Here is a 13,799-nt window from a genome sequence, read left to right as displayed (position 1 = left end):
ATGGCGGACCTTGCCAACGAGTTGCCCAACATCAGCGCCGCGCACCTGGACGTGCCGGACCTGAACAAGCTGGCGCCGGCCAGCGTGTCCACCCACGCGCCGCGCATCCTGCTGCTGTATGGTTCCTTGCGCGAGCGCTCGTACAGCAAGCTGCTGACCCTGGAAGCGGAACGCATCCTGCGCCACTTTGGCGCCGACACGCGCGTGTTCGACCCGCACGGCTTGCCCATGGTCGACAGCGTGTCGCCCGAACACCCGAAAGTGCAGGAACTGCGCGCGCTGTCGCTGTGGTCGGAAGGGCAGGTCTGGTGCAGCCCGGAGCGCCATGGCGCCGTCACGGGCGTGTTCAAGTCGCAGATCGACTGGCTGCCGCTGGAAACGGGCAGCGTGCGGCCCACGCAGGGACGAACTCTTGCTGTGATGCAAGTGTCGGGCGGCTCGCAATCGTTCAACGCCGTCAACGGCTTGCGCGTGCTGGGGCGCTGGATGCGCATGGTCACCATTCCAAACCAGTCGTCCGTGGCCAAGGCTTACCAGGAATTCGATGACGACGGCCGCATGAAACCGTCGCCGTATTACGAGCGCCTGGTGGACGTGATGGAAGAGCTCTACAAATTCACCCTGCTGGTGCGCGACCGCCGCGATTACCTGGGCAGCCGCTACAGCGAACGGCTGGAAGCGGAGCCGGCCATCGTGCAGGAGTTGGCGGGCGCGGCAATGGAACACGAGCGCACATAGTTTTTCTGTAGTGCATAAAAAACGGCGCCATCGGCGCCGTTGTCTTTGCTGCAAGGTCAATCGCGATCAGTGATTGCGGTCCACGGCAAACGAGCACAGTTGCAGCATGGATTGCTTGTAGACGCTGTCCGGCCAGCCGGCGATGGCGTCGGCGGCGCGCTGGCCGGCGATTTCCGCCTGCTTGCGCGTGTAGTCGAGGGCGCCACTATTGGTGATGGCGGCCAGGATGGCGTCGAAATGCTGCTCGTCGCCCTGCTCGATGCAGCTGCGCACCAGTTCGCGTTGCTCTGGCGTACCGTTTTCCATCAGCCAGATCAGCGGCATGGTCGGTTTGCCTTCGCGCAAGTCGTCGCCCACGTTCTTGCCGATTTCCGCGGCGTCGCCTGCGTAGTCGAGCACGTCGTCGATCAGCTGGAAGGCCGTGCCCAGCGAGCGGCCGTATTCGGCAGCCGCTTCGATATCGTCTTCGCTGGCGCCGGCGATCAGTGCGCCCAGTTGCGCCGACGCTTCGAACAGCTTGGCTGTTTTCGAGCGGATGACGTTCAGGTAGCTCTCTTGCGTCACGTCCGGATCGTGCATGTTCAGCAACTGCAGCACTTCGCCTTCGGCGATCACGTTGGTGGCGTCGGACAGGATTTGCATGACACGCATATTGTTCAGCGAGACCATCAGCTGGAACGAGCGCGAGTGCAGGAAGTCGCCCACCAGCACGGAGGCGGCATTGCCGAACAGGGCATTGGCCGTCTGGCGTCCGCGGCGCATCGACGATTCGTCGACGACGTCGTCGTGCAGCAGGGTGGCGGTGTGGATGAATTCGACCACGGCGGCCAGTTCATGGTGCGCCGTGCCGCGATAGGTGTGGGCATTGGCCACCAGCAAAATCAGCACGGGACGGATGCGTTTGCCGCCCGCGCTGATGATGTATTCAGCGATCTGGTTGATCAGAATCACATCGGAGTGCAACTTTTGGCGGATCACCGTATTGACTGCGTCCATATCGGCGGCAATCGTTTGCACGATGGTGTTTTGGTTAACGTGTTTGTTAGCGTCAGACAAGGCGAACCTGCATTAGATTGTGGGTGCCGCGATTATACGACAAGGCTTGCGCGTGCGTGACGTTTGCCTATGGCTGTAGAGCAATTGATTGATCTGGTTGGCACTGGCGCGCGCTTTTCTGTCCGCCTGGCGCAAGCCTGACACGATGGTCAGGTTGTCGATATACCACGATCGTCAAGCTTTGTGAATAGTTTTTGACGCAATTTCTCAGTCCGTGTATAATCGCTGGTTCCCCCTGTTGTGTACGGCTTGCTTTGCACGGCAATGGGACAAATTCTTTCAACATTTGATGAGGTTTCAAATCATGTACGCGGTCATAAAAACCGGTGGCAAACAATACAAAGTTGTCGCTGGCGAAAAACTTAAAGTAGAACAGATACCGGCAGACATTGGTTCCGAAATCACCATCGATCAAGTTCTCGCAGTAGGCGCGGGCGACAGCATCAAGTTTGGTGCTCCATTGGTCGAAGGTGCAACGGTACTGGTTACGGTTGTGGCGCATGGTCGCCATGATAAGGTCAAAATTTTCAAGATGCGTCGTCGTAAGCACTACCAAAAGCATCAAGGCCATCGCCAGAATTTTACCGAAATCCAAATCGTTTCGATCAACGGCTAATCGCCGCTGTTTGAATTAATCAGCTATCAAGGAGTCTTAAATGGCACATAAAAAAGGCGGCGGCACAACGCGAAACGGCCGTGATTCAGAATCAAAACGTCTGGGCGTTAAAGTCTACGGCGGCCAAGCTATCAATGCTGGCGGCATCATCATTCGTCAACGCGGCACCCCAGTGCGCGCCGGCGAAGGCGTAGGCATGGGCAAGGACCACACGCTGTTCGCGCTGATCGCGGGCAAAGTGAAGTTCGTTGTCAAAGGTGCTGGCTCGAAGCAATTCGTGACCGTTGTACCAAACGAAGCAGTACCAGCGTAATTCATACGCGGGGCGCCAGTTCGCTCCGCAATGATCGCATGATGTAAGGCGCAAGCCTTCAATCGAAAGGCTCTGCCCAAGGTAGAGCCTTTTTAGTTTTATGGCGGCAAAATTATGAAGTTTATCGACGAAGCAAAAATCGAAGTCATCGCGGGCGATGGCGGCAACGGCTGCGCATCTTTCTGCCGTGAAAAATTCCGGCCTTTCGGCGGTCCCGATGGCGGCGATGGCGGCAAGGGCGGGTCCATCTGGGCTGTCGCCGACCGCAATATCAACACGCTCGTCGATTTCCGTTTTTCCAAAATGCACAAGGCTCGCAATGGCGAGCCTGGCCGTGGCGCAGATTGCTATGGCAAGGGCGCGGATGACATCCACCTGCGCATGCCTGTGGGCACCTTGATCATCGACAACGCGAGCGGCGAAATCCTGGCCGATTTGACCGAACACGGCCAGATCGAATTGCTGGCCAAGGGCGGCGAAGGCGGCTGGGGCAATATCCACTTCAAGTCCTCGACCAACCGCGCACCACGCCAAAAAGGCGAGGGCAAGGAAGGCGAACGCCGCGAACTGCGCCTGGAACTGAAAGTACTGGCCGACGTTGGCCTGCTGGGCATGCCGAACGCGGGCAAGTCGACGTTCATTTCGGCCGTGTCGAACGCGCGCCCGAAAATTGCCGATTACCCATTTACCACCCTGCACCCGAATTTGGGCGTGGTGCGCGTGTCGCACGAGAAGAGCTTTGTGATCGCCGATATTCCCGGCTTGATCGAAGGCGCTTCCGAAGGCGCGGGCCTGGGCCATCAATTCCTGCGCCACTTGCAGCGCACGGGCTTGCTGTTGCACATCGTCGACCTGGCGCCGTTCGAAACCAACGTCGATCCTGTCAAGGAAGCCAAGGCGCTGGTCAAGGAACTGAAGAAATACGACGAGTCGCTGGTCGACAAGCCGCGCTGGCTGGTGTTGAACAAGCTCGACATGGTGCCGGAAGAAGAGCGCAAGAAGATCGTCAAGGACTTCCTCAAGCGTTTCGCCTGGAAAGGTCCCGTCTTCGAGATCTCCGCGCTGAACCATCAGGGTTGCCCGGAACTGGTCAATGCGATCTACCAGCACCTGGAAGAGAAGAAACACAGCGAAAGCCGTGCCGAAGAAACGCAGATGACCGAAGAAGCACGCGGTATCTCGTCGATCGACCCGGATGATCCGCGTTTCAAGATCATCGACTAAGGCTTTACCCCGATGTCATACCAGGCGGCCGCTGTCGCGCCAGCGCGCAAGCAAGCGTGGCAGCGCCGTGTATTGCATCTGATCGCGTATGCTTACGGGCTGAGCGCGGTCGCCTGTCTGCTGTTCGCCGATGAGATGGCGGCCGGCATGGGCATCTTCCTCAATGGCGTCAACGGCTACAGCCAGTTCTACGCTTCCCATGTCGGTGTCTGGGGCGCTACCGCGCTGCTGGCACTGTTCGCAGCACGGCAGGGCGAACCGCCTGTCCTCGGCGATATCACTGCAATGTTGGTCCTGGCGCAGCCCGCCGGCCGCTTGTTCGCGGCCATCAGCTTCGGCTTGCCCCAGGGTTTTGTGTTGTTCATGTGCGCAATGGAGCTGACGGCGGGGCTGGCCTTGCTGCTGCTGCGTCCTGCGCGCTGACGTCTATTAAGTGAAGAGCGCCGCCCCATGGATTCCGTGATTCAAAAAGCTACCCGCATCATCATCAAAGTCGGCTCCTCGCTGGTCACCAACGATGGCCGCGGGCTCGACCATGCCGCCATCGCCCGCTGGGCCGCGCAGATCGCCGGCTTGCGCGCCCTGGGCAAGGAAGTCGTGCTCGTCAGTTCCGGCGCCATTGCCGAAGGCATGCTGCGCCTCGGTTTCGAGCAGCGCCCCACCGATATCCACGAATTGCAGGCCTGCGCCGCCGTCGGCCAGATGGGCCTGGCGCAAATCTATGAAAGCAGCTTCCGCGCCCACCAGCTGGGCACGGCGCAAGTGCTGCTCACGCACGCCGACCTGGCCGACCGCGAACGCTACCTGAACGCCCGTTCCACCCTGACGACCCTGCTGCGCCTGGGCGTGGTGCCGATCATCAATGAAAACGACACGGTCGTCACGGATGAAATCAAGTTCGGCGACAACGATACGCTGGGCGCCTTGGTGGCCAACCTGATCGAAGCCGATGCGCTGGTGATCCTGACGGACCAGCACGGCCTGTTCTCGGCCGACCCGCGCAAGGACCCGAACGCTTACCTGATTACGCAAGGCATCGCCGGCGATCCGGCCCTGGAAGCGATGGCCGGCGGCGCCGGCAGCAGCCTGGGCCGTGGCGGCATGCTGACGAAAATTCTCGCCGCCAAGCGCGCCGCCAAGTCCGGCGCCCATACGATCATCGCCTGGGGCCGCGATAGCGACGTACTCAGCCGTCTCGCCCAGGGCGAAGCGATCGGTACGGAGTTGCGGGCGCAAACGGGGCAGTTGACGGCGCGTAAGCAGTGGATGGCCGATCATCTGCACACGGCCGGTGCCGTCGTGCTGGACGCGGGCGCCGTGCAAAAGCTGCGCCAGGAAGGCAAATCCTTGTTGCCGATCGGCGTGACGGGCGTGAATGGCGAATTCGGCCGCGGCGCCGTGATCACCTGCGTGGATGCCGACGGGCATCCGGTGGCGCGCGGCCTGTCCAACTACACGAGCGGCGAAGCGCGCCGCATCATGCGCAAGCCTTCCACCGAGATCGAAGCGATTCTCGGCTACATGGAAGGCCATGAGCTGATCCACCGCGACAATATGGTTTTGCTGTAGGCGGCAACGGGGCCGGTGCGTGCATCGGTCCCTGCTTACAGCTGTCCATAACGGAAGCCCGTCCCCAATGCCAGTGGCCACTTCAGCCACAGCATCAGCAACAGTCCCCCATACCATAGCGTGAAGAGCAAGTGCACAAGCGGCACGGGCAGGTAGCGCAAGAGAAATTGGTACACCTTAATAACTCCCAGGTAACAGTGGTGCGAACAGTACCGCCAGGCAAGCCCAGGCTGCATGGAGGTCTGCTGTCGACGTCAGCGCGAAGCTCAAAATGACAAATTGCAAGGTGAGGAACCAGCTGAAAGCACGCCAGAGAGCGTAGCGGCGCAGCTGCTCCGCCCATGGCATGTGCTTGCCCCACAGGTGGACGATGGCCAGGCCGGCGCCGTGGAACAGGCCCCAGGCCAGGTAGCGGGACGACAGCTCGTGCCACAAGCCCAGCACGATCATGCTGCCCAGGCTGGCAAACAGGTATTGCCGCGTGCGGGTGAGGAGGGGGCGGAAGACGAAATCGCGGCACCATTCCGATACCGTGATGTGCCAGCGCCGCCAGAAATCGGACAGGTTGCGTGCGGCGAACGGGAAATGGAAGTTTTCCGGCACCCGCATGCCCAGCAGCGCGGCAAAACCGATGGCGATATCGCAATAACCCGAGAATTGCCAGTACAGATTCAAGCCATACCCCAGCAAGGGAAGATAGGCGTCGAGCCAGGCATGGCCCGTCGACAGGTTCAGGCCGTTGAGCTTGGCGGAGACGAGATATCCCGCCAGCAAAACCACCTTGCAATAGCCGTACAGCATGCGCTGCAAGGCTTGCGAGGCGAGTTGGCGATCCCAGCGCGCGCGCAGCAATTCCAGGCGGAAGGCGTCATGGCGTTGAACGGGGCCGACGGCCAGGGTGGGCGGGAACAGCAAATAGCCCAGGGTGGTGCCCGTGCGGCCATCGCGCGCGATGCCGCCGCCATGCTCGGCGATCAGGTGCCAGGCTTTCAGCGAGACGAAGGCGTAGCCCATATAGGCGGCCAGGCCATGGCTGGCTTTTGCGTACTGGTAAGCGAGAAAGGCGAACAGCACGCCGGCCAGCCCCAGTGTCTGCATCAGGGCCGGGCGCCGCCACTGCGGACCGCAGATGAAGGCCAGCCATGCCAGCAAGGCGCTCCAGGCTGCCACGCTGGCCCAGCCGTCATGCACTAGCAAGATGGCGCCGCCCAGCGCCAGCAGCCAGGGCCGCCATGCAGACGGCAGGCGCCAGTAGAGCATCACCAGCACGGGCATGCTCAGCATGCCGAGGGTTGTCAGCCATACCATGCTAGCGTCCGTCCCGCAGCTGTTGTAGTTGCGCGGCCCACCAAGGCGCAAACAGACGCACGCCATGAATATTCATATGGCGGCCATCACAATGCAGGTTTGCTTGCGTAAAGGCTGGCGAAGCGAGATAGCGGATATTGGGGCCTGCTGGCAGTGCCTGCCGCAAGCGCATTTGCCAGTCTTTTTTTTCAGGCGCAATGACTTGTTCCACTAATTCGGAGCGGCGCATTTCCAGCAGGACGATACGCACGCCATGCAGCGACAAGCGCTGGAGCCACTGCGTCAGTTCGCGGTCGACTGGCGCAAGGTGGAACCAGCGCTTTATGTCCGCGTTACGTTGCGCTACCTCTCGTGACAGGAGCATGGGGGCGATCTCTTCGCACTGGAAAGACGCGCGTTGATCAAGCAATGCCGGGTATTGTAGCTCCGGTGCAAGCCATTGTTGTCCTATGAGCCGGTACGCCAGCTTTTTCGTTGCCAGATAAAAATCCATCCGCATTGCCTCCATTGCTGCGCTGTCCTGAGCAAGAACGAGCAGATTTTCATCAATGACGAGTACATCCGGTGGGAAATGGTCGATTACCTCCAAGCTGGGCCTTAAATAGCCGATGCCGGTGGCAGGCTTGGTCATGCGCATCCAGTTGACGCCAGGAACGACGGGTATTTGCCCTGGCGGCGTACTTGCCCATAGCAGGGACGAGCCCAAGGCCAATATGCGCACGTTTCCCGCTGCCGCTGGCGCAGCGAGAAATTGTTGCGTGTGAAGGGCGACGGCCATGTCTGGCTCGCGCCACGGCGCCCAGCGTAATAGCGCCAGCAGCGCGAGCACGCTTGCCGACAGCGCCGCACTGTACAGCCAGATGCGCAGAGGAGGTGCGCTTGCCATCTCAGCGCGTCAGCCGTTTGATCAGTTGGACGGTGGCATCCATCGTTTCCATGTGCACCACATCCGATGGACTCAGGCGTACCTTGAACAGGGTTTCCAGGCCGATCACGAAGTTGATATGCGCCAGCGAATCCCAGCCTGGCGTATTGGTCGGGCCCGAATCGGCTTGCAATACCCCCGCCGGCAAATGGAACAGACTCGCGGCCAGCGCAAAAATATCTTCCTGCTGATTGCCGTGTGCGCTGGCCTCCATGGGGCTCACCGATAGCGCGTGCTGCAATTGCGCCGTGATGACCTTGCCGGACGGCGTGCGCGGCAACTGGCCCGTAAAGTTGATGCGTTTCGGCAATTCGTGTGCCCCCAGATACTGGGCGCAGTGCTGCAGCAGTTGCTGCTGATCCGCCTCCATGCCCGGGCGTAAGACGAGACAGGCAACGGGGACTTCGCCCCAGGTCGGGTCGGGCAAGGAGACGGTGGCCGCCTCCAGCACGGCCGGATGCTGCATCAGTACGCCATTGATGGCTTCCGGCGACAGGTTGTAGCCGCCGCAAATGATCACATCCTTGATGCGCCCCGTGATCCAGTACACGCCATCGCTGTCGCGCCGTGCCAGGTCGCCCGTGTGCAGCCAGCCCTCGCGCAGGACGGCAGCGCTGGCTTGCGGATTATCAAGGTAGCCATGCATCAGGTTGGCGCCTTGCAGGCACAGTTCGCCTGCTTCATCGCAGCCGGCCTCGCTGCCATCGTCGCGCACGATTTTTGCCCGCATGTCGCGCGGCACGCCCACGCTGCCGACCTTGTGGCTGGCGGCATCCGGTCCCGCATACAGGCCGCAGGCGCCTGTCTCGCTCAAGCCATAGGTATTGATGAGTTTTACGTTGAAACACTGGCTGAAGCTGTTCCACGTGGCTGCGCTCAGGGGCGCACTGCAGGAAATAGCAAAGCGGAAATGACCATTGTCGAAGTTTTCCGCCAGGTGGGCGCCATATTGCTGCATCAGGGCCAGCGCTGTCGGCGCGGCGATCAGATGGGTCACCTGTTCGCGGTAGATGGCGATCAGAATGGCCTCGATGGCCACGATGCTGAATGGGGTAGGACGCACAAGGGTGCAGCCCCGCTGGTAAGACAGCAGCACGCCTTGCACCAGGCCATCGGCGTGCGACAGCGGCATCAGGTTCAGCAGGCGGGAAGCGGGAGTCAGCGCGTAATGTTCGCCTATCGTATGCAGGTGGGCGAGCAGGGCGGGCCAGTGCATTTCCACGCCTTTCGGACGGGCCGTGCTGCCGGACGTGAACACGACATAGGCGGGCCCATCCTGCCGCGCGGGCGGCAAGGGCGCCGGTGCCGGTGCCGGTGCCGTCAGCAGGCCGGGCCAGTTGTCCAGGTCTGCGGGCGCGCGCCGTCCCAGCAATTTACTCAACAGGGCACCCTTGGCCTGGACAGCCCCGACGCGGATCTGCTGCGCAGGCAGCGGTATGTCCTGGGCGCGCCATAGCTCGATCGCATCGGCGTCGGCAATGACTGCATCGACGCGCGTGTGTTCCAGCAAATCCTTGACTTGCCGCGCGGCCGTACCCGGATCGAGCAGCAGGGGAATCGCGCCGGCCCGCATGCAGCCGAGCAGCAAGGGCGCAAATGCCAGGTCGTCGCGCACCATCAGCAGCACGCGCTTGTGCTGCAGTCCGCTCGCGATCAGTCTGGCCGCCACTTGCCGCAGTTGTTCTTCCAGGTCGGCATGGCCAAGCGTTCGGGAACCGATCAGGAATGGCGTATTCGTGGGCGTGGGGCGGGTCTGAAACATGGTCAGCGTGTCTGTTATGGTGAGATGGATTGAGCCAATGCGCGACGGTCGAGTTTTCCTGCCGTGGTGTACGGCAAGGCTGCTTGTACGCGCAATTCCCGGGGGAAAGCGTCGATGTGCGGATGTTGACGGCAAAAGGCGACAAAAGCGGGCAAGTCAAAGCCATCGTCGACCACCAACATGGCGATCAAGCCCTGTGGCCCGGCGGTGACGGCAGCTTGCCGTATCAGCGGATGGCTGCACATGGCGTGCTCGAGCGGAGCGGGATGGACGATGTCGCCATATTCATTCTTGAGCTGGTCGTCGTGTCTGCCCAGCAGGGTGATGTTGCCCAGGCCATCATGGCTGGCAATATCGCCCGTATAGATCCAGCCGTCGCGGGCGGTGACGGCTGTTTGCGCCGGATCGCCCCAGTACGCGGTCATCAGCTGGTTGCTGTGCACGCGCAGCTCCCCTGCCTGCCCCGGACCGAGCGGCAGGCCGTCGCCATTGCAGATTTGCACCACGGCGCCGACGGGACGGCCGCACGCTTGCGTGGCGCCGGGCGTGTGCTGGAACAGCATGCACAGGCCGCCCGTTTCCGTCAGTCCGTAGTAATCGACGATGGCGAGGCGCATGCGCTCGCTCAATGCCGTGTGCAGCGGCGATTGCAGGGGCGCGCCGGTGGAGATGATTTGCCGCAAGCTGGCCGGGTGCAAGGTCAGGTGCGCCGGCAGCCGCTGCAGCATGGCCAGCCAGGCGGGGCCTGTAGCCAGCACCGTCACGCCATGGCTCTGCGCCGCTTGCAAGGTCTTGCTGACATTGCCCCGTTCGTTTTCATCGGCCAGATACACGCTGGCGCCGGCAAACAGGGCGGCGACCATGGGGTTGCGCAAGCCGCTCATGGTGTGGCAGTCGCCCAGCGACAGCAGGACGTCGCCATCGTGCCAGCCAAATTCCGTGGCCGCCAGCTGCCCGCTTTGCATGAGGGCGCGCTGGCTGTGGACGACACCCTTGGGGATGCCAGTGCTGCCAGAGGTAAACAGGATCACGGCAGGATCGTCGGGCCGGACGGCCTGTCCCGGCAGCGCCGGCGTGGGTGGCAGTTCCATCCAGTCTTCCAGCAAGGCCGACAGTTCTGGCAGCGCGCAGCCCGGTGGCAAGGCCGCTGCCGCTTCCTGGCCTATGTCGTCGAGCAGCAGCGCCGGGCACCTGGTCAAAGCGCAGGCGCCGTGACGGGGACGGTCCAGCACCAGCAAGGCTGGAGCGATGCGTTCTAGCAGCGGTTGCAACAGGGCGGGCGTGTCCGCCAATTCCTTGCGTAAAGGAACCACGACTGCGCCGATGCGCCAGCAGGCCCAGCTCAGCAGTACCGCTTCAGGGTGTTGGGCGCACAGCATGACGACGCGGTCGCCTGCCCGGACGCCCATCGCCAGCAAGCCCCGCTGCAACGCCGGCACGAGCAGCTCGACTTCCGCCCAGCCAAACGCACTGTCGTCCATGCCGCACAGCAACAACGGGCGTTGCTGGTATAGCGCCGGCAGTAATACCCACAGATATTCGAAGGTTTCTTCCTGGGGCAGCGGACGCACGATCTGGCTGGCATAGTAGGACTGCAAACGGGCCATGGCGCCGCTGATGGGGGCCATCTGCAGCAGTTCGGTAGCGGCCATGCTCTTTGCTTGCTGGCAAACGTATTCCACGGGCAGGTGCAGGCGCTGCGCTACCTGTTCCAGGGTACGCAGCTGCGCCAGCTGGAACAGGATCTGCAATTGTTCTGCGCTCAGTTTTTGCGGCCCCAGACGCGCCAGCCGTTCTGCATAGCAGGGGTGGCGCACCAGCAAGTCTTGCATCAGGCCGCCCAGTGCATCGGTATCGGGCACGGCGCAGCCGTTCAAGCTGTCGAGCCGCAGCAGGGCATTGACGACGGCGCGCGAAGCAGGCAAGGCAAGGTCGAGATCGGCCTGGCGCAGGGGCGCCCCTTCCCATGCGGGCGGCACGAGCGCCACCAGGCCATTGTAGTGCGCAGTATCCGGTTCGCCATGCAGCTGTCCGCTGGCGTCGAACAGGGTCACTTCCGACATCACCAGCGTCTTGCGTTCACCGCGTGCTTGCGCAGCATCAAAGCGCCGCTGGTAGCTGCGGCCGTGCAGGATGTTGCCGCCGCGCTCGAAATACGGCGTGGGCTGGCTATTGGCCATGTGTACGTGCGGGAAGATGATCGGCGCATCGCTGCGGGCAATGCGCAGCATGTCGCCGGCAAAGGTCGATGGGGTGTAGCGATGCAGCGAATCGAGGCCGTGAATCAGCGCAAACGTGCTGTCGCGAAAAGGCATGGGACTGCCCGGTGGCAAGAAAATGATGTCGTGGTTGGGCGCGCGCCGTCCTGCGGCCAGCCAGTGAGCGTATCCCATGTAGCCGAGCACATCGAAATTGCCTTCCCATATGGAAATGACATGCTGCTGGGGAAATGCCGCCGCCAGCATTTCGCCGCTCCAGCCCGTGCGGCCCCAGGTATCAAGGATGAGGTCGCCTGCTTGCAGATGCGCGCTGGCCAGGTCCAGCAAGGCATAAAAGGCGCGGGTGGATTCGTTGAAGGGCTGAAAGGCGGCGTAACGGTCGGGAATGCGGCGCACATGGCGGCGGTGCATGAAGGACAGATAATCGGCGCTGGGCGTCAGCTGGGCGCGCAGCGCCGACAGCATCTGCGCATCGCCACTTTGCCGCGCTTCCGTGAAGAGCACGAAGCCTTGCACGACGGGAATCTCGATCGCGCAGGCAGGGCAGCTCAATAGCGCTTCCAGCAACGGTGCCGATGCCCCGGCGGGCGTGTCGCTGTGCAGGGGCAGGCGGCAGGCGGGGCAAACCAGGGTATCTAATGTCGTTTTCAACATGGTGTAGCCATTTGCAAGTGCATGTTGTCAGACGACGGCCGGCATCGGCGACTTGTCCTTGTAGTCGCACAGGTCGGCAATCATGCAGTTCCAGCATTGGGGCTTGCGCGCCGTGCACGTGTAGCGGCCGTGCAAGATGAGCCAGTGGTGGGCGTCGTGCAGGAATTCCTTGGGAATGAATTTCAGCAGCTTTTGCTCGACGATATCGACATTCTTGCCTGGCGCGATGCCGGTGCGGTTCGAGACGCGGAAGATATGCGTGTCCACGGCCATGGTCGGTTCGCCAAATGCCGTGTTCATGACCACATTTGCCGTCTTGCGGCCCACGCCGGGCAAGGCTTCCAGCGATTCGCGGTCGCGCGGCACTTCGCCGCCGTGCTGCTCGAGCAGGATCTGGCAGGTGGCGATGACGTTCTTGGCCTTGGTGCGGAACAGCCCGATGGTGCGGATGTAGCTGGCCAGCTCGTCGACGCCCAGGGCCAGTATCTTGGCGGGCGTATTGGCGACCGGATACAGCAAGCGGGTCGCCTTGTTGACGGACACGTCCGTCGCCTGCGCCGACAGCAGCACGGCGATCAGCAACTCGAACGGCGTCGTGTACTCGAGTTCCGTTTTCGGGGAAGGATTGGCGGCGCGGAAGCGCGTAAAGATTTCCAGGCGTTTGGCGGCGTTCATGCGTCTTTTTTCGGGGTGGTGGGGGCTGGCTGGGCGGTATCCGTGCTGGCGGCCGCGGCCTTGGCGCGCGCGCGCTCCATGGCGGCGGCGATGATGGCGCGCTTGCGCTCTTTCTCGGCCAGTTCATCTGGCGTGACGGGCACTTCCTGCGTCACTTCCTGCATCTTGGCGACGGCCTTGGCAGCCAGGCGGGCGTCGTTGGCTTCGCTTTCGCGGCGCAGGCGCTGCGTGCGGAAATCGTGGCGCGCGCGCGCGTCGTCGGCCTCTGCCTGGCTCCAGGCATCCCAGCCCGTGGCGTCGCCGCTGACGGGGTACATGACGATGCAGTCGACGGGGCAGGGCGCCACGCACAGGTCGCACCCCGTGCACAAGCTCGTTACCACCGTATGCATCTGCTTGGCGGCGCCGACGATGGCATCCACGGGGCAAGCCTGGATGCACAGGGTACAGCCGATACACAGCGATTCGTCGATGTAGGCGACCGATCGCGGACGTTCGAGGCCATTGACGGGATTGAGCGGAATGACTTTCTTGCCCAGCAAGCCGGCCAGGCGCACGATGCCTTGCGCGCCGCCCGGTGGACACTGGTTGATGTCGGCGCTGCCTGCGGCAATCGCTTCCGCATACGGGCGGCAGCCGTTGTAGCCGCATTTGGTGCATTGCGTTTGCGGCAGCAAGTCTTCGATCTGGTCGGCAAGTGAGGGAGAGGCGGGATGCGGCACGGTCATCTTCAATACGGT

At 62.2% G+C, this 13,799-nt stretch carries 13 protein-coding genes; 6 read left to right on the top strand and 7 right to left on the bottom strand.

The genetic code is table 11. The features are described 5' to 3' along the window. Complete coding sequence (gene arsH, locus GCN75_RS05105) at positions 1-738, top strand: arsenical resistance protein ArsH (RefSeq protein ID WP_152281642.1); 738 nt, start codon at positions 1-3, stop codon at positions 736-738. A gap of 66 nt (positions 739-804) precedes the next feature. On the opposite strand, the gene ispB is transcribed toward arsH, so the two are convergent. Beyond that, positions 805-1,794, bottom strand: coding sequence for an octaprenyl diphosphate synthase (gene ispB / locus GCN75_RS05100; protein ID WP_152281641.1), 990 nt, complete (start codon positions 1,792-1,794; stop codon positions 805-807). Positions 1,795-2,098: 304 nt separating this feature from the next. Between ispB and rplU the strand changes: the two genes are divergently transcribed. The 5 genes from rplU to proB all read left to right on the top strand — a co-directional run bounded on the left by rplU (position 2,099) and on the right by proB (position 5,516). Then, on the top strand, positions 2,099-2,410 hold the full coding sequence (rplU, locus tag GCN75_RS05095) for a 50S ribosomal protein L21 (protein WP_034754730.1): 312 nt from the start codon (positions 2,099-2,101) through the stop codon (positions 2,408-2,410). 40 nt (positions 2,411-2,450) lie between these two features. Beyond that, entirely contained in the window at positions 2,451-2,723 is a 273-nt protein-coding gene (rpmA, locus tag GCN75_RS05090) for a 50S ribosomal protein L27 (RefSeq protein ID WP_070219281.1), read from the top strand. Positions 2,724-2,837: 114 nt separating this feature from the next. Further along, on the top strand, positions 2,838-3,947 hold the full coding sequence (gene obgE / locus GCN75_RS05085; protein ID WP_152281640.1) for a GTPase ObgE: 1,110 nt from the start codon (positions 2,838-2,840) through the stop codon (positions 3,945-3,947). Positions 3,948-4,019: 72 nt separating this feature from the next. Next, positions 4,020-4,370: a hypothetical protein gene (locus GCN75_RS05080; protein WP_226941111.1), complete on the top strand. Its 351-nt coding sequence runs from the start codon at positions 4,020-4,022 to the stop codon at positions 4,368-4,370. Between the two features lie 27 nt (positions 4,371-4,397). Next, a complete protein-coding gene (proB, locus tag GCN75_RS05075; RefSeq protein WP_152256550.1) occupies positions 4,398-5,516 on the top strand; it encodes a glutamate 5-kinase in 1,119 nt (372 codons plus the stop codon). Positions 5,517-5,693: 177 nt separating this feature from the next. Here the strand turns inward: proB and GCN75_RS05070 are convergent, their stop codons facing one another. The 6 genes from GCN75_RS05070 to rsxB are packed head-to-tail and all read right to left on the bottom strand — an operon-like array spanning position 5,694 to position 13,787. Next, complete coding sequence (locus tag GCN75_RS05070) at positions 5,694-6,824, bottom strand: MBOAT family protein (RefSeq protein ID WP_193317383.1); 1,131 nt, start codon at positions 6,822-6,824, stop codon at positions 5,694-5,696. A gap of 1 nt (position 6,825) precedes the next feature. Continuing rightward, positions 6,826-7,710 (bottom strand): hypothetical protein, encoded by an 885-nt coding sequence (locus tag GCN75_RS05065; RefSeq protein WP_152281637.1) that lies wholly within the window; start codon positions 7,708-7,710, stop codon positions 6,826-6,828. Between the two features lies 1 nt (position 7,711). Further along, a complete protein-coding gene (locus GCN75_RS05060) occupies positions 7,712-9,511 on the bottom strand; it encodes an AMP-binding protein (RefSeq protein ID WP_152281636.1) in 1,800 nt (599 codons plus the stop codon). 14 nt (positions 9,512-9,525) lie between these two features. Further along, complete coding sequence (locus GCN75_RS05055) at positions 9,526-12,384, bottom strand: class I adenylate-forming enzyme family protein (RefSeq protein ID WP_152281635.1); 2,859 nt, start codon at positions 12,382-12,384, stop codon at positions 9,526-9,528. 27 nt (positions 12,385-12,411) lie between these two features. Beyond that, positions 12,412-13,059 (bottom strand): endonuclease III, encoded by a 648-nt coding sequence (nth, locus tag GCN75_RS05050; RefSeq protein ID WP_152281634.1) that lies wholly within the window; start codon positions 13,057-13,059, stop codon positions 12,412-12,414. After that, on the bottom strand, positions 13,056-13,787 hold the full coding sequence (gene rsxB / locus GCN75_RS05045) for an electron transport complex subunit RsxB (protein WP_152281633.1): 732 nt from the start codon (positions 13,785-13,787) through the stop codon (positions 13,056-13,058). The genes nth and rsxB overlap by 4 nt, the downstream gene beginning before the upstream one ends. Positions 13,788-13,799 lie beyond the last annotated feature (12 nt).

It is taken from the genome of Janthinobacterium violaceinigrum, from assembly GCF_009208555.1.
Taxonomy (GTDB): domain Bacteria; phylum Pseudomonadota; class Gammaproteobacteria; order Burkholderiales; family Burkholderiaceae_D; genus Janthinobacterium; species Janthinobacterium violaceinigrum.
The sequence above is the reverse complement of the archived record's forward strand: the minus strand, read 5'-3'. Positions and strand labels throughout refer to the sequence as shown.